12 protein-coding genes are annotated in these 15859 nt (G+C 41.7%); 9 read left to right on the top strand and 3 right to left on the bottom strand.

Features of this window, described 5'->3' with window-relative positions; genetic code table 11:
- Positions 1–28 precede the first annotated feature (28 nt).
- The 3 genes from MTP09_RS07850 to MTP09_RS07840 all read left to right on the top strand — a co-directional run bounded on the left by MTP09_RS07850 (position 29) and on the right by MTP09_RS07840 (position 1885).
- Positions 29–820, top strand: coding sequence for a glucose 1-dehydrogenase (locus tag MTP09_RS07850; RefSeq protein ID WP_243547693.1), 792 nt, complete (start codon positions 29–31; stop codon positions 818–820).
- A 20-nt stretch (positions 821–840) separates the two neighbouring features.
- A complete protein-coding gene (locus tag MTP09_RS07845; RefSeq protein WP_243547692.1) occupies positions 841–1383 on the top strand; it encodes an NADPH-dependent FMN reductase in 543 nt (180 codons plus the stop codon).
- Positions 1384–1474: 91 nt separating this feature from the next.
- Positions 1475–1885 (top strand): DoxX family protein, encoded by a 411-nt coding sequence (locus MTP09_RS07840; protein ID WP_317618753.1) that lies wholly within the window; start codon positions 1475–1477, stop codon positions 1883–1885.
- Positions 1886–2015: 130 nt separating this feature from the next.
- Here the strand turns inward: MTP09_RS07840 and MTP09_RS07835 are convergent, their stop codons facing one another.
- Complete coding sequence (locus tag MTP09_RS07835; protein ID WP_243547691.1) at positions 2016–2306, bottom strand: T9SS type A sorting domain-containing protein; 291 nt, start codon at positions 2304–2306, stop codon at positions 2016–2018.
- Between the two features lie 553 nt (positions 2307–2859).
- On the opposite strand from MTP09_RS07835, the gene MTP09_RS07830 reads away from it, so the two are divergent.
- The 5 genes from MTP09_RS07830 to MTP09_RS07810 all read left to right on the top strand — a co-directional run bounded on the left by MTP09_RS07830 (position 2860) and on the right by MTP09_RS07810 (position 10187).
- A complete protein-coding gene (locus MTP09_RS07830; RefSeq protein ID WP_243547690.1) occupies positions 2860–3642 on the top strand; it encodes a TIGR00266 family protein in 783 nt (260 codons plus the stop codon).
- 187 nt (positions 3643–3829) lie between these two features.
- Positions 3830–5002, top strand: coding sequence for a M20 aminoacylase family protein (locus tag MTP09_RS07825; RefSeq protein ID WP_243547689.1), 1173 nt, complete (start codon positions 3830–3832; stop codon positions 5000–5002).
- A 203-nt stretch (positions 5003–5205) separates the two neighbouring features.
- Positions 5206–7089 (top strand): DNA topoisomerase IV subunit B, encoded by a 1884-nt coding sequence (locus tag MTP09_RS07820; RefSeq protein ID WP_243547688.1) that lies wholly within the window; start codon positions 5206–5208, stop codon positions 7087–7089.
- A 15-nt stretch (positions 7090–7104) separates the two neighbouring features.
- Entirely contained in the window at positions 7105–7584 is a 480-nt protein-coding gene (locus tag MTP09_RS07815; RefSeq protein WP_243547686.1) for a hypothetical protein, read from the top strand.
- Entirely contained in the window at positions 7584–10187 is a 2604-nt protein-coding gene (locus MTP09_RS07810) for a DNA gyrase/topoisomerase IV subunit A (RefSeq protein ID WP_243547684.1), read from the top strand. The genes MTP09_RS07815 and MTP09_RS07810 overlap by 1 nt, the downstream gene beginning before the upstream one ends.
- 47 nt (positions 10188–10234) lie before the next feature.
- On the opposite strand, the gene MTP09_RS07805 is transcribed toward MTP09_RS07810, so the two are convergent.
- Both MTP09_RS07805 and tamL read right to left on the bottom strand, forming a co-directional pair.
- Positions 10235–12433: a M20/M25/M40 family metallo-hydrolase gene (locus tag MTP09_RS07805; protein WP_243547682.1), complete on the bottom strand. Its 2199-nt coding sequence runs from the start codon at positions 12431–12433 to the stop codon at positions 10235–10237.
- A gap of 140 nt (positions 12434–12573) precedes the next feature.
- Positions 12574–15141 (bottom strand): translocation and assembly module lipoprotein TamL, encoded by a 2568-nt coding sequence (gene tamL, locus MTP09_RS07800; RefSeq protein ID WP_243547680.1) that lies wholly within the window; start codon positions 15139–15141, stop codon positions 12574–12576.
- Here tamL and MTP09_RS07795 point away from each other — a divergent pair.
- The gene (locus MTP09_RS07795) at positions 15127–15858 is read left to right on the top strand and encodes an RNA methyltransferase (protein WP_243547678.1); all 732 of its coding nucleotides are present in this window, start codon (positions 15127–15129) and stop codon (positions 15856–15858) included. The genes tamL and MTP09_RS07795 overlap by 15 nt on opposite strands.
- Position 15859: the final 1 nt, after the last annotated feature.

The following is a 15859-nucleotide window of genomic DNA, read 5'->3' as shown; positions in this document are numbered from 1 at the left end:
ATTCAAAATCAAAAAAAATCAAAATATTATGTCTGATTTCAAAAATAAAACGGTAATCATTACCGGAGCAGCGATGGGACTTGGTCTTGCGGTTGCAGAAGAATTGGCTTCAAAAGGAGCAAATTTAACTTTGGTAGATTATAATGAGGAAGCTCTTACTAAGGCAAAAAATGAACTGGCTTCAAAATATCCTGATGCAAAATACCTTACTGTAACTGCCGATGTTTCCAATGAAGAGGCGGTTAAAAATTATGTAAATGCAACGGTAAGCGAATTCGGCAAAATCGACGGCTTTTACAACAATGCCGGTATCGAAGGTAGACAGGCGCCGATGACAGAGTACGATATCAATATGTTTAAAAAGGTGGTTGATATCAATCTGATGGGAGTTTACTACGGAATGCGTTACGTAATTCCTGAAATGCAGAAAAACAAAACGGGAAGAATTGTGAATGTTGCTTCCGTAGGCGGTATCCGCGGTGTTCTGAATCAGTCGGCATATGTGGCGACGAAACACGCTGTTGCAGGAATGAGTAAAAATGCGGCGCTCGAATATGGCCGCGATGGAATTTTGACCAACGCCATTGCTCCGGGTGCAATAAAAACTCCAATGGTTGCAGAGGCCTTCAAACAGGTTAACCCGGAAAATCCGCAGGCAGCAGAAGATGAGTACGCTTCCCGAAATCCGACAAAACGTTTGGGCAAACCTTCGGAAGTGGCAAAACTAGTGACCTTTCTTCTGAGTGAAGACAATGGATATGTTTCCGGACAGGTCATCGCGATTGACGGAGGTGAAAGTAACATCTACGGAAATTCTTAATCATTAAAAAGCAAAATATTATGGCAAAGAAAATAGCAGTACTGGTCGGAAGTTTACGAAAAGAATCTTTCAACCGTAAAATCGCAAACGAGCTTGAAAAATTATCATCCGACAATTTAGATTTAGAAATTGTAGAAATCGGAAATCTACCGTTATACAATGAGGATTTGGATCAGAATCCACCACAGGAATGGACAGATTTCCGCTCCAAAATTAAAAGTGCCGATGGAATTCTTGTCGTTTCACCGGAATACAACAGAACCATTCCGGGAGCTCTGAAAAATGCGGTGGATGTCGGATCAAGACCATACGGAAGTTCGGTTTGGCCCGGAAAACCGGGAGGTGTAGTAACTTCCTCTGTAAGCGCATTGGGAGGTTTGGCAGCGAATCATCATATACGTCAGGCATTTGTTTTTGTGGATGTACCGTTAATGCAGCAACCGGAAGCATATATCGGAAATTCTTCCCAAATCTGGAACGAAGACGGAAGCTGTGTTGAAAAAACTCAGGAATTCCTGAAAAACTGGATCGATGCCTATGAAAAATGGGTGAACAAATTCTAACAATTAAGGGTCTCAAAATATGAGGCCTTTTTTTCTTACCCTACATCAATGAAGAATCTAATAATTCAACTTAAATTTGTGATATTAAAAAATGAAAATTATGTTAAAGAACAACGACTTGGGAATTATGATTTTGAGGGTGGCATTGGGAATGCTGATGTTGCTCCACGGTATCGCAAAAATAAAGCACGGAACCGGTTTTATTGAAGGCGTTTTCGAGCAGAACGGACTTCCGAAGTTTCTCGCTTATCTGGTTTATTTAGGCGAAATTATTGCACCATTAATGCTGATTGTAGGTTTCAGAACTCGGCTTGCCTCGATCCTTTTGGGTGGGACAATGGTTGTGGTGGTGATTACGGCAGCAATGGACAAGATAGGAAAACTGACCGAGGTTGGAGCATGGGCGCTCGAAGTTCAGGCACTGTTTTTCTTTGGAGCGTTGGCGCTTTTCTTCACAGGAGGTGGGAAATTCGCTGCTTCAACGAAGAATAATTGGGACTAACTTTATGGAACCACAAAAAATTGAACGGCTGTAACCTTCTTATGATCCTGTCTGATTCATGAGATTGGCCGACTCACTTGATATAAAAATCGCCCCGAATTTTTGGGGCGACTTCTATTAGTGGTTAGACTTAGTCCTTCACAAATCGTTTAGAAACTGTGTTTCCTTCTTTGTCGGTGATTTGAATAACATAAGCTCCCGTTGTTAGCTTATGGGTATCAATCACGTTTCCTTCATATCTTGCAGGGATAAGTTTTCCATCGATTCCGAAAACTTTTACGTGGGCGGGTGTAATTCCGGTCACCTGAAGGTTTCCTTTGGTTGGATTAGGGTACAGCTGAACCTGATCTTTCGTTATAGTCGCAACAGCGAGACTGTTACTTACGTTAATAGTATAGTCTTCCCAAGCGCCCCAGATCAAGTTCTTGGTACATCCATAGTACTGTTTGCAACATTATTTTGAGAGTAATCCACTCGCGAAATATTGTAATTTGTTCCTGAAGTCGTGGAAGCATTCAGCATTGTTTTGCGATTTGTTTCGTCAATAGAAAAGGAATTTCCGTTAGCAATCGCGGCTTGTTGTGATGCGCTGATAAACGGTGCTGTTGCAATCTGACCTTTGTAACTGAATTAGTTTGGGCATTCGTAATTGTGACGGCAAAAAAGTATGCCGACACCCCAAAAAAAGAACTTTCTCATGTTTTTTGAGGTTAATGGTTAATAATTAGTTTTTATGGTTTATTAGTTTTTAAGTAAATTATGTTTACTTTGCTATCAAAGGTAATAAAAATTACAATGCGACGCACCAATTATTCGCGAAATTTTGGTTGTGACATGAAATATTTCTTTACAACAAATGAATTTCAGGTTCCGTTTAGCTGGCGGAACATCGCTGTATTCACCGGCTGATTTGATAATTGTAACAAATTGTTTATCTGACTCACTTATTACATAAATCTAAAGAACGTTAAAAAATGAACAACCACGAAATTGACTACAAAATCCACGGCGAAGAAATGCAGTGTGTGGAAATAGAGCTCGACCCAAAAGAAAGCGTCATCTCCGAACCGGGAAGTTTCATGATGATGACCGAAGGAATCAAAATGGAAACCCTCTTTGGTGACGGCACGGAAAAAGGTTTGATGGGCAAGATTTTCTCTGCCGGAAAAAGGATGCTCACCGGCGAAAACCTTTTCATGACGGTATATTCCAACATCTCGAATCAAAAGAAACAGGTGACTTTTGCGGCGCCGTATTCCGGCAAGATTATTCCGCTTGATTTGTCTGCACTCGGTGGTAAAGTGATTTGCCAGAAAGACAGCTTCCTTTGTGCAGCGAAAGGAGTTTCGGTGGGAATCGAACTTCAGAAAAAACTGGGAACTGGACTTTTCGGCGGCGAAGGTTTCATCATGCAAAAACTGGAAGGCGACGGAATGACCTTCGTCCACAGTGGCGGACACGTGATCGAGAAGCAACTTCAACCAGGGGAAATCCTCAAAATCGACACTGGCTGTATCGTTGCATTTACCAAGGGTGTTGATTACGACATTCAGTTTGTGGGCGGTATCAAAAACTCGATTTTCGGGGGTGAAGGTTTGTTCTTCGCACAACTTCGGGGACCGGGAACAGTTTGGATTCAGACTTTACCCATTTCACGATTGGCGAGCAGAATCCTTCAGTACGGAACCACAAAACGCGGGGAGCAGGGAAGTGTTCTCGGTGGGTTGGGAAATCTTCTTGACGGCGACGGTTTTTAAAAAACTTATTTAAGGGCGTTATATTGATAACGCTCTTTTTTTTTTGTACTTGTGCGAAGAGAAATTTTTTGACATTTTTTTAACGAAGCAAACTATAGATTCGGTTAAGAAAGCCGTAAATTTATCAGTCGAAAATTACCTTTCAAGCATTGAAAACTTATTCAGCAGAAATTAATGTCATTTATGAATGAACACTTTAGAAATTTTAAAAGACAGAAAACCCGAAATGAAATCATGGATGGATACGATGCACAAAAATCCAGAGCTCTCCATGAAAGAAGAAAATACCGCAAAATATATTGTTGACACCTTGAAATCCTTCGGTGGTTTTGAAATCGCAGAAGGTGTTGGGAAATACGGTATAGTGGCACCTCTGAAAAATGGCGACAGCGAAAAATCCATTGGTTTAAGGGCTGATTTCGATGCTTTACCTATCGAAGAAGAAAATGATCTTCCGTACAAGAGTACAGTTGCAGGAAACGCCCACCTTTGCGGACACGACGCGCATACTACGATGCTTTTGGGTGCTGCAAAATACCTGTCAGAAACCAAAAACTTCAACGGAACAGTTCGCTTTTTCTTCCAACCCGGGGAAGAAACGATGGAAGGAGCACCGGCGATGATTGCAGACGGACTTTTCGAAAGATTCCCAGTAGATTCGGTGTACGGAATGCACAATATGCCGGGTTTGGAATTGGGTAAATTCTACTTCAACACCGGAAAATTCATGGCAGCTGTCGATAACTGGGAAATCGAAATCACTGGAAAAGGCAGTCACGGTTCCATGCCGGAATTGGGAATCGACCCGATCGTGTGCGGTTCTTCGTTGGTCATGGCTTTGCAAACCATTGTTTCCAGGAATGTATCTCCGTGGAGAACTTCGGTAGTAAACGTAGGTGCTTTCCAATCAGGAATCGCGGGAAATGCTGTTCCACAAAAGGCAATTCTTCGTTTGAGTATCCGAAATATGGATCCTGAGGACCGAAAAATGGTATTGGATAAAGTTCGCCTGATCACGAAAACTCAGGCAGAATCCTTTAACTGTGAAGTGGAAATCCGCGAAGGAATTCCGGGGACTGTCTTGGTGAATACCAACGAGGAAACCCATTGGGCAGCAAAAGTGGCAAAAGAAACTTTCGGTGAAGAAAATGTTTTTACAGACGCGCATCCGTACATGGGAAGCGAGGATTTCGCCTTTATGCTCGAAAAGAAAAAAGGAAATTACTGCATGCTCGGGAATGGCGATACTTTTATGGTTCACCACCCGAAATATGTTTTCAACCAGGATTTACTTCCGGTTGGAGCAAGATATTGGGTCGCTTTGGTAGAAAACTATCTGAAAAAGACAGTCCAAAAGTGAAAGTAAAGACCGTAGATTTCTCCGGTCTTTTTTTTGTCTTCGGTCTTCCGACTTCGGTCATCGGACTTCGGACTTCCATCTCCCAAAACTTTTCCACAAAATTTTCTCTATAATTTTTCTTTCGCTATTTTTGTGAGTTATTGAATTTTAGTAAAATTATAAAAGAAAAAGCCCTTTCCTTTGGAGAGGGTTGGGTGAGGAAAATGAGCGACAACACTACTGTAAACTATTCCGAAGACAACATCAGAACCCTCGATTGGCAGGAGCATATCCGGATTCGACCCGGGATGTATATCGGGAAACTCGGTGACGGTTCTTCTGCGGACGACGGAATCTATATCCTCCTCAAGGAAATCATCGACAATTCCATCGACGAATTTGTGATGAAAGCCGGCAAAAGAATCGAAATAAAAATCGACGAAGGAAAGGCAACGATTCGTGATTACGGTCGTGGAATTCCTTTGGGGAAAGTAGTTGACGCCGTTTCCAAAATGAACACCGGTGGAAAATACGATTCCAAAGCTTTTAAGAAATCGGTTGGTCTGAATGGGGTGGGAACGAAAGCAGTCAACGCACTTTCTGATTATTTCAAGGTAAAATCAGTGCGCGACGGAAAAGTCAAAATGGCTGAATTTTCCAAAGGAATTATTACCGAAAACCATAAGGAAACCGATACTTCCGACCGAAACGGAACCGAGATCACCTTTGTTCCCGACTCGACGATTTTTGCACATTTCAAGTTCAGGAAAGAGTATATCGAGAAGATGCTCAAGAACTATTGTTATCTGAATCCGGGACTAAAGATCGTTTTCAATGGCGAAACCTACCACTCGGAAAACGGCTTGAAAGATTTGCTTCAGGAAGAAATCGAAGGCGAAATCCTTTATCCGATCGTTCATCTGAAAGACGACGATATCGAAGTGGCGATCACCCATTCCGATAAATCGCAGTCGGAAACCTATTTTTCCTTCGTTAACGGTCAAAATACAACACAGGGTGGAACTCACCTGAACGCTTTCAGAGAGGCATATGTAAAAACGGTACGTGAATTCTTCAACAAAAATTTCGAAGCGGCAGATATCAGAAAGTCAATTATCGCGGCAGTTTCCATTAAAGTGATCGAGCCGGTTTTTGAATCGCAGACCAAAACGAAACTTGGTTCCAACGAAATGGAGCCGGGAAAGGAAACGGTGAGAACTTTCATTACCAATTTTCTTAAAAACAAACTCGACAATTTCCTGCACCAAAATCCGGAAGTTGCCGAAGCGATCCATAAAAAAATTATTATTTCTGAAAGGGAAAGAAAAGAACTTTCGGGAATTCAGAAGCTTGCGAGAGAACGTGCAAAAAAAGTTTCCCTCCATAATAAAAAACTGCGCGACTGCAGACAGCACTACAATGATCAGAAAGCCGACAGAAAGGCGGAAACCATGATTTTCATTACCGAAGGTGATTCTGCTTCCGGATCGATTACCAAATCCAGGGATGTGGAAACTCAGGCGGTTTTTTCACTCAAAGGGAAACCGCTGAACTGTTACGGTTTGACGAAAAGGGTAGTGTATGAAAATGAGGAATTCAATCTTTTGCAGGCAGCTTTAAATATCGAGGATTCATTGGAGGATTTGCGTTACAATCACGTGATTATCGCGACCGACGCCGATGTTGACGGGATGCACATCCGACTTCTGATGATCACTTTTTTCCTGCAGTTTTTCCCGGATTTAATCAAGAACGGACATCTTTACATTTTGCAGACTCCGCTTTTCAGGGTAAGAAATAAAAAGGAAACAAGATACTGCTACACCGAACCCGAAAGAATCAAAGCACTGGAAGAACTCGGCAAAAATCCAGAAATCACCCGATTTAAAGGGTTGGGAGAAATTTCGCCCGATGAGTTCAAACATTTTATCGGAAACGATATCCGGTTAGAACCGGTCGTAATCGGAAAGGATCAAACCATTGACCAACTTCTGGAATTTTACATGGGGAAAAACACTCCGGACAGACAAACATTTATCCTGGAAAACCTTGTGGTGGAAGATCCCGACATTGATAAGAAAGAAGTGTTGACGGACGCTGAAGATTAATTTAAATTCGTCTTAATGAGATTAAGCAACAGAAAGAAAACAGGAATTTACAGGTTTATTGGTTCAGCGATTTTGATGATGGTGTTTCTTGGTGTGGCGGCATTTCTCCTCGAAAGATATATATTTGATGTGAGCGGTTGGGGAGGTGGTTTTTTCATCATTATTCCGTTGCTTTTACTCTATGTTTTTTATTTGCGGGGAAGACAAATTTTTGAATATGACAGCGACGGTGAAGTCCTAAATTTTAAGAACAGAGGAATCTGGTCGCTTTTAAGAACCGCGAGCGACGAGTTCCCAAAATACAAACTGTTGAAATACGAAGTAGTAGATGCACTGCTTTTTAAACGGCTATTCATCACTATTTCGAGTAAGAAAAGTCATTCAACTATTTTGAAGTACGATATATCTTATCTTACAAGAAAAGAAATTCATGACCTGAAACTGTCGTTGAGCAGGGTAATTAAAGCTAATAAAGAAAGAGAGAAAGTAAGTTGATGGAAGAACAGGAAAACCACCACGAAGAATCACTGAAGAAAGTCTCCGGTCTCTACAAAGACTGGTTTTTGGATTATGCGTCGTATGTAATTTTAGACAGGGCGATTCCGTCTATTTATGACGGTTTTAAACCGGTTCAGCGCCGAATCATGCACTCGATGCGGGAATTGGAAGATGGGCGTTACAACAAGGTTGCAAACATTGTCGGAAATACCATGAAGTACCATCCGCACGGTGATGCCTCGATTACTGACGCAATGGTACAGATCGGTCAAAAGGAGCTGCTGATCGATACCCAGGGAAACTGGGGAAATATTTACACGGGAGATTCCGCAGCTGCTGCGAGATATATTGAGGCGAGGTTAACTCCATTTGCTCTGGAAGTGGTTTTCAATCCAAAGACGACGAATTGGGCAAAATCTTACGACGGCAGAAACAACGAGCCGATCGATCTTCCCGTGAAATTTCCACTGCTTCTTGCACAGGGAGTTGAAGGAATCGGGGTGGGACTTTCCACGAAGATTATGCCACACAATTTTGTGGAACTCATCAATGCTTCAATCCTCTATTTAAAGGGCAAAAAATTCGAACTTTTTCCGGATTTCCTCACAGGCGGAATGTTGGATGTCTCCAGTTACAATGACGGCGAACGTGGCGGAAAAATCCGCGCAAGAGCAAGAATCATCCAGAAAGATAAACATATACTCTGCATCACCGAACTTCCTTTCGGTAAAAACACGGGCGATCTGATCGATTCCATCATTAAAGCCAATGAAAAAGGAAAGATCAAAATCAAGAAAATCGAGGACAATACTTCCGATGCGGTTGAAATCAACATCCAGCTCAACAACGATGTTTCTCCCGACAAAACCATCGATGCGCTGTATGCTTTCACCGATTGCGAAATTCCGATTTCTCCGAATGCGTGTGTCATCGTGGGCGACAAACCCGAGTTTCTTTCCGTTTCCGAAATTCTTAGAAGAAATACCGACCACACTGTTTCATTACTTAAGAAAGAATTGGAGATCGAACTGCACGAACTTCAGGAACAGTGGCATTTTTCTTCATTAGAAAGAATCTTCATCGAAAATAGAATCTACCACGACATCGAGGAAGTGAAATCATGGGAAGAAGTCATCAAAACCATTGACGAAGGATTAAAACCTCACACCAAACATTTGCTGCGTGCGGTTACGGAAGAGGATATCGTGAAACTGACCGAAATCAGGATCAAACGCATCTCGCGTTTCGACCTCGATAAATTCAAGGAAAATATTCGGTCACTCGAAGGAAAGATCGAGCAGGTAAAACATCATTTGAAAAACCTGATTGCTTATGCGATCGACTATTATTCCAACATCCTTAAGAAATACGGAAAAGGCAGAGAACGCCGAACAGAATTGAGAATCTTCGACACCATCGATGCGACCAAAGTTGCGGTGGCCAACGAAAAATTCTACGTCAACCGCGACGAAGGATTCATCGGAACCTCTCTTAAGAAAGACGAATACCTTTTCGACTGTTCCGATATCGACGACATTATCACCTTCCAGAAAGACGGCACAATGAAAGTGGTAAAAGTGGAAGCCAAAACCTTTATCGGAAAAAATATCGAGCACGTCGCAGTTTGGAAAAAGAACGATAAACGCACGGTTTACAATATGATTTACCGTGAAGGAAGAGACGGTCCTTATTATATGAAGCGTTTCTCCGTAACCGGGGTTACCAGAAATACCGACTACAAATTGGCATCAGACAAGAAAGGTTCGGAAATGCTCTACTTCTCCGCAAATCCCAATGGTGAAGCGGAAGTGGTGACGGTTTTATTAAAACCCAACGCAAGAGTCAGAAAGAACAAAATCGACATCGATTTCTCGGAACTGGCGATTAAAGGCCGCGATTCCAAAGGAAACCTCGTCACCAAATATGCGGTGAAAAAAGTGGACCTCAAAGAAGAAGGACACTCGACTTTGGCACCGAGAAAAATCTGGTTTGATGATACCGTTCGACGATTAAATGCCGATGCACGCGGAACTTTGCTTGGAACATTCAAAGGTGACGACAAGATTTTGACCATCAATGCAAACGGGGAAGCAAAACTGGTTTCCTTCGATCTGAGCAACCGTTTCGACGATGAATATCTGATCCTCGAAAAATGGAATCCTGATCAACCGGTGACCTGCATCTATTTTGATGGTGAAAAGGGAATTTATTTCATCAAGAGGTTTATGCTGGAAAATACGACCAATGTTCAAACTTTCATGCCATCGGAACATCCGAAATCCTTTATCGAAAATGTAATCGTAGCTAATAATTCCACCGCAGAAATTATTTTTGCTAAAGACAAAGGAAAAGAAAAGGAGCCCGAAACCATCAATATCGATGAATTCATTGCGGTGAAAGGAATCAAGGCAATAGGAAACCAGTTCATTAAAGAAAAAATTAAAGCGATCAACATCACGATTCCTGAACCTGAAGAAGAAATCAATCCTGGGTTCGACGAGGTGGAGCAGAACGAGGGGAGTGTTTCCTTTATCGACCACGATGTGAGAGATGAAGACTTCCCGGAAGAAGGACAAATCGGAAGTTTGTTTGATGAATAACAAAAGGCGGAAACTATTTTCCGCCTTTCTTTTCTTCTATTGTGATTTTAGAATTTCACCATCACCGTAATCGGTTTACCCTCACGAAGAACAGTTACCGGGAGTTCGTCGCCAGAATTGATTTTCGAAAGACAATCCATATAAGAATACACTTCCTTCACTTCACAGCTTCCTATTTTTGTTAAAATATCGCCTGCTTTGATTCCTGCATTTGCGGCGGGTCGGTTTTCGGAAACTCCGTCGATGTGGAGTCCGTCTTTCGTGTCGGCGTAACTCGGCATCACACCAAGTGTTACCTTATATTTAGGAACAGCTTTGCTTTGCGACATTTTAGTTTTGGTAAAAGGAATTTCCGTTTCCGAAATCGCATTTGCAAGGTTAAAGACATAACCGGTAATCGTTCTCAAAGCATCGAAATTGATTTTTTCGGTATCGTCGCTTGGTTTATGGTAATCGTTGTGAGTACCTGTAAACAGGAAAAGAACTGGAATATCTTTCAGATAAAAAGAAGTATGGTCACTCGGTCCGACTCCAGAGCTGTCGATTGCCAGATTGTAACCTGCAGGTTTGTACTGTTTCACCATTTCGCCAAAAGTAGGCGAAGTCCCAATTCCGCCGATGGTTAAAGCTTTGTCCTTATTGAGGCGGCCGATCATGTCGAGGTTGATCATCGTTTTGATCTTTTGGTTTTTCGGAAGGTTTTCAGCCATGAATTTCGAACCCATTAAACCGTCTTCCTCACCTGCAAAAAGCGCAAAAATATAGTTGACTTTCTCTTTGGTTTTGTTTTGCGAAAACATTCTCGCCAATTCCAGCACAGCAGAAACTCCCGAAGCATTATCGTCCGCTCCGTTGTGGATCTGTCCTTTGGAATTCATCAGTGTGGAATTGTTATGCTCGTTCATACCGAGGTGGTCGTAATGTGCACCGATCACGATCGTTTTCTCCGCTTTGTTGTCGAGGAAACCGACAACATTGTTTCCTTTAACTTTTACCGATGAACTTTCCTCGTGTGGATTCAACTTCACCGAATATTCAAAATTTTGCTTAAAGTCTTTTCCATACAGCGGTTTCAACTTCATTTTCTTAAATTCATTAGAAATAAAGTTGGACGCTTTCTTTGCACCGTCACTTCCGGTAAGTCGTCCCTGCAGTTCGTCTGAAGCGAGATAAGTTACTGTTCTTTTGAGATTCGTTTCAGAAACGGTTTCGTTTAAGTCAGTATCAATCCAATCGGCGATGAAAACGTTCGTTTCATGGGGTTTGTCGCCATTTCTGTTACTTGCAAATACCAGTTTTTTTCCGTCAGGCGAAAACATCGGGAATGCGTTGAACTCGCTTTCGTAAGTGATTTGCCTTAAATTTTTCCCGTCAATATCAATTGAATAAATCTGGAAATCGTAACCTCTTGTCGAATGGTGGTTGGAAGAAAACAGAATCTTTTTATCGGATGGATGAAAATAAGGAGACCAGTTCGCTTTACCCAAATTTGTAATTTGCTTCAAATCCGTCCCATCGATATTCATTGTATAGATCTCCATATTAGTCGGTGCGACGAGGTTTTGGGCGAGAAGTTCTTTGTACTCCGTGATGTCTTTTTCAGAAGTCGGTCTCGAAGAGCGGAACACCAGTTTTTTGGAATCGTGGGAAAAGAATGCACCGCCATCGTAACCCAACCCAAAAGTGAGCTGCTTGAGGTTTTTTCCGTCGATGTCCATTCTCCATAGTTCCAGGTCACCACTTCTTGTGGAGGTGAAAACGATGTATTTTCCATCGGGTGAAACCACTGCTTCCGCATCGTAACCGGGAGAGTCGGTGAGTTTCTTCACAATTTTTCCGTTCAGATCTGCAACATAGATGTCGAATTCCGCATAAATAGGCCACAAATATTTTCCGTCGGCTCTTGGCGCTGGTTTTGGCGGGCAAGCTTTGTCGGCTTCGTGAGTGGAGCCGTAAAGAATATGTTTTCCGTCGGGCATAAAAAAAGAACAGGTAGTTCTGCCATTTCCAGTGGAAACCAATTTCAGATCTTTGGTCCCAATATTTTGATTGAATAAATCGAGTAGATAAATTTGATCACAGTGTGCGCCGATTTCGGGATTGGTGACCTGCATCGTCAGTTTTTTTCCGTCTGGGGAGAAGTACGCTTCTGCATTGTCGCCACCGAAGGTGAGTTTCGTGATATTCTTAAGATTGGTTTCCTGTGAAAAAAGTAGGGTTGAAATACTTAAAAAGCTAAGTTTCAAAAAGGATCGTGTCGAAAACATTCTGGTATTTTTTTTTAATAGTTGCGCTGATTGGTAAAGTTATTAAAAAAGATTAAACCATCCTCAAAAAGGATTTCAGTAAAAACAAAAATTCCGCAGACAAACTGCGGAACATTGTTTTAGAACGGATAACCAAACGCGAAATTGATAACGGGTTTCAAAGGTTGCCATTTTTGGATCACCCACTTTTCACCGGGTTTTTGATTCGGGTCATACACTTTGTAGGCGGCATCAATTCTGAGCGTGATATAGGCAATATTCATTCTTAAACCTAACCCAGCTCCAACTCCCATCTGCGAGAGAAATTTGCTAAACTTGAACTGGTCGTCCAAATCATTGTTTTTCAGGTTCCAAATATTTCCTGCATCGACGAAGGCAGCACCTTCAAACATTTGTGTGAACGGCACTCTGTATTCGACATTGGTGGTGAGTTTCATATTGTCCATAATATAGGAACGAACTTTTTCGTCAAGTTGCGAATCCGCTGGACCCAATCCGCCGAAAACTCTCCATGCACGGATGTCGTTGGAACCACCGTTGAAGTAAGATCTCACGAATGGCATTTGGGACGAGTTCCCGTAAGGAATTCCGATCCCGATAAACTGCCGCAAAGCAAGCGTATGTTTGTCATCAAAAAAGGTAAAATACTTTCTAACATCAAAGTCAAATTTGATAAACTGAGAATAGGGAATATTAAAAATCTTTCTCGAAGTTCCCGAAACTACGCCTTCCTGACTTTGCTTGGCATTGAACAATGAAAAAATGTTTCCCGCGAGTTCCACTTTTCCATTAAAGTAGAAAGGATTTGGTCGGTCTTTTTTACCGATTTCGTTATAAATGAAATTATAGATTAATGATGAAATCAAAACGTCCTGTGTCTGTCGGTCTTTATTGATCAAGGATTGCTGGAAGGAGTTGAACTGGTTTAGCTGATCTGCAGACAGAGAATTCCTGAAGTTTTCATCACTCATAATCGTTGCCGATGCATCATCGGAAGTCATTTGTCCAGAATTCACCTGATCCAAAAGTGTCGGTGAATAAAGGTTGAAAATATCATCTCTCACTTCGCGATCCCCAGGAAAAAAGTCGTAGTAAGCGTCTTTGTTTCGGGTGAAACTAAGTTGTGTGTTGAAGAGCGACAAACGGTGCGAAACGATATCGTTCACATTCGCAAAATAGTTCAATCCCGCATTAAAACCGATTCTTCCTAAACCAAGATTTTCCTGCAGCGATGTTCCCAAAACAATCGATGAAGTTGGAGAGTAGCTTTTTGGGATCACCTTCCATGTTTTGAACGGGATCAAAAGTCGTGGGAAATTCAATGAACCCTGTGCTGCGATTTCGTACGCAAGAATTCTCTGGTCTGGCTTTTTGGTATTGGTTACCGAACCGAAAATTCCCGAAATACTCGTCGTTAAGTTTTCCATACCTCCGAAAATATTTCTTGTGGTCAAGTCAACCGATGGCGAAATCCCGAGATTAAGAATTTGGGAGTAATTAATGTCAGCTGCGATTTTCAGGTCATATTTTGGGAGTGGGGCAAGGTAATAACTCACATCCAGAATACTGTCGTTTTCCTTGCGAGGGATCTCATCATATTTAATGATACTAAAATTATTGGTTGCCGCGATATTTCTTTTAGTAAGATCGAGGTTTTTCTGCTGGTATAGCTCACCAGTTTTCAGAATTATGGGTCGCCACAGCGCGTTGGTTTTGTACTGGTCATCAAGTTTATAGAAATTGATTCCTCTCAGCGAATCCTTTTCGGTATCGGGAACATCAGAGATTTTTTCTACCACGTAAACTTTCAGATCTCCGATGGTGGTTTTCCTGTAAGGAGTATCCACCGAATCTTTATGGATTTCCATTGTAAGCGGAACATTTTTTCTGCTTTGCAAAGTATCGGCAGTGAAGTAAATTTCCTCATTGGAACTGTTGAATTTGTAGTAACCGCGGTCTTTCATCAAATCGTTGATCCGCTTTACTTCTTTTTCTAGCACAGTCTGATCGAGGATCTGCTTTCCTTTCACCAAGCTTTTATTGAGGTCTTCCTCATAAATACTTTTAATGGCAGGATCGGGAATATCGTAATAGTATTCGCTGATGTGCGTTGGATCTTTGTGGGTAATCAGGTAGTTTGCCTTCGCTTTTTTGGCGGCGGAATCCAAATCATGGCTGAACTTCACATCTGCATCCCAATATCCTTTATAAACAAAAAATTTACGGATGGAGTTCGCGCTGGTCTCGGTTTTCCCCTGATCCAGAATTACGGGAGGTTGCCCGATGTTGTGCATGAATCGCTCATAGAACAAACTTTTCCCTATCCATTCCGGATGATTATATTTAATGAAAAGCGAATCCCTGAGTTTCTGGTTCCTCATTTCCGAAGGATAAGTCATGTACTCATTCAGAATCGAGTCGTATTTTGGGTTGGTCGCATTATACATCCAAAGTCCGACAGGAAAAAGGAGGAGGTCCTTTCTGTTGGGTTTTTGGCTCACATAATTGGGAACTTCTTTGTCTAGAATTTTTCCGTCTTCATACTTAAACGTGTTTTTTACGAGCAGAAATTCGCCGTCGGGAACTTTTTTCGTCGTGCTGCACGCATAAAGCAGAAATACGGTGATTGCAGAAGAAAAAAATATGTGATATTTTTGAAGATATTTTAGAATATGCTTACCGCCCATAAAATAAAGATATTACAGTCCCTTGACAGGAAGAAGTTCAGACAAAAATACAATTTGTTTTTGGTTGAAGGCAACAAAACCATCAGAGAAATACCCAATTCCCGTTACAAAATCCACGAAATTTTCTCGGTAAACCCAGATGAGCTCGGCTTCAAAAATGTAAGCGCATCACAAATTACGCCAAATGAACTGAAAAAAATAAGTTTTCTGCAACATCCCAAAGATTCTGTCGCGGTTTGCGTATTAAATGAAGAGGAAAATTCCATTGAAACTCCAATCCGCTTGGTTTTGGACGGAATCCAGGATCCCGGAAATCTTGGAACCATCATCCGGCTTGCCGACTGGTTCGGAATCGAGGAGATTGCTTGCAGCGAAGACACGGTCGATTTCTATAATCCGAAAGTCATTCAGGCGTCGATGGGTTCATTTCTTCGGGTGAATATTATTTACAGAAATATTTCAGAATTTCTCCAAGATTCATCTTCCGAAATCATCGGCACCGATATGGACGGTGAAAATTTTTACCACACCGAATTCCCCGAAAAGTTCAACCTTGTTTTAGGAAATGAAGGAAACGGAATCCGCTTCGAAACCGAAAAACTGCTCACCAAAAAAATCACCATTCCCCGTTTCGGAAAATCTCAGGCAACAGAAAGCTTGAACGTGTCGATGGCGGCGGGAATTATTTTGGGTGAAATTTTTTCGGGAAGAAAATAAT

Origin of the sequence: Chryseobacterium suipulveris, from assembly GCF_022811685.1 — a bacterium.
GTDB lineage: Bacteria > Bacteroidota > Bacteroidia > Flavobacteriales > Weeksellaceae > Kaistella > Kaistella suipulveris.
Note: the sequence above shows the minus strand (reverse complement) of the source record. Positions and strands in the feature narration are given on the sequence as shown.

Coding starts and splice junctions, on each gene's coding strand:
- MTP09_RS07850 (WP_243547693.1), top strand. CDS start 29: ATGTCTGATTTCAAAAATAAAACGGTAATCATTACCGGAGCAGCGATG.
- MTP09_RS07845 (WP_243547692.1), top strand. CDS start 841: ATGGCAAAGAAAATAGCAGTACTGGTCGGAAGTTTACGAAAAGAATCT.
- MTP09_RS07840 (WP_317618753.1), top strand. CDS start 1,475: ATGAAAATTATGTTAAAGAACAACGACTTGGGAATTATGATTTTGAGG.
- MTP09_RS07830 (WP_243547690.1), top strand. CDS start 2,860: ATGAACAACCACGAAATTGACTACAAAATCCACGGCGAAGAAATGCAG.
- MTP09_RS07825 (WP_243547689.1), top strand. CDS start 3,830: ATGAACACTTTAGAAATTTTAAAAGACAGAAAACCCGAAATGAAATCA.
- MTP09_RS07820 (WP_243547688.1), top strand. CDS start 5,206: ATGAGCGACAACACTACTGTAAACTATTCCGAAGACAACATCAGAACC.
- MTP09_RS07815 (WP_243547686.1), top strand. CDS start 7,105: ATGAGATTAAGCAACAGAAAGAAAACAGGAATTTACAGGTTTATTGGT.
- MTP09_RS07810 (WP_243547684.1), top strand. CDS start 7,584: ATGGAAGAACAGGAAAACCACCACGAAGAATCACTGAAGAAAGTCTCC.
- MTP09_RS07795 (WP_243547678.1), top strand. CDS start 15,127: ATGCTTACCGCCCATAAAATAAAGATATTACAGTCCCTTGACAGGAAG.
- tamL (WP_243547680.1), bottom strand. CDS start 15,141: ATGGGCGGTAAGCATATTCTAAAATATCTTCAAAAATATCACATATTT.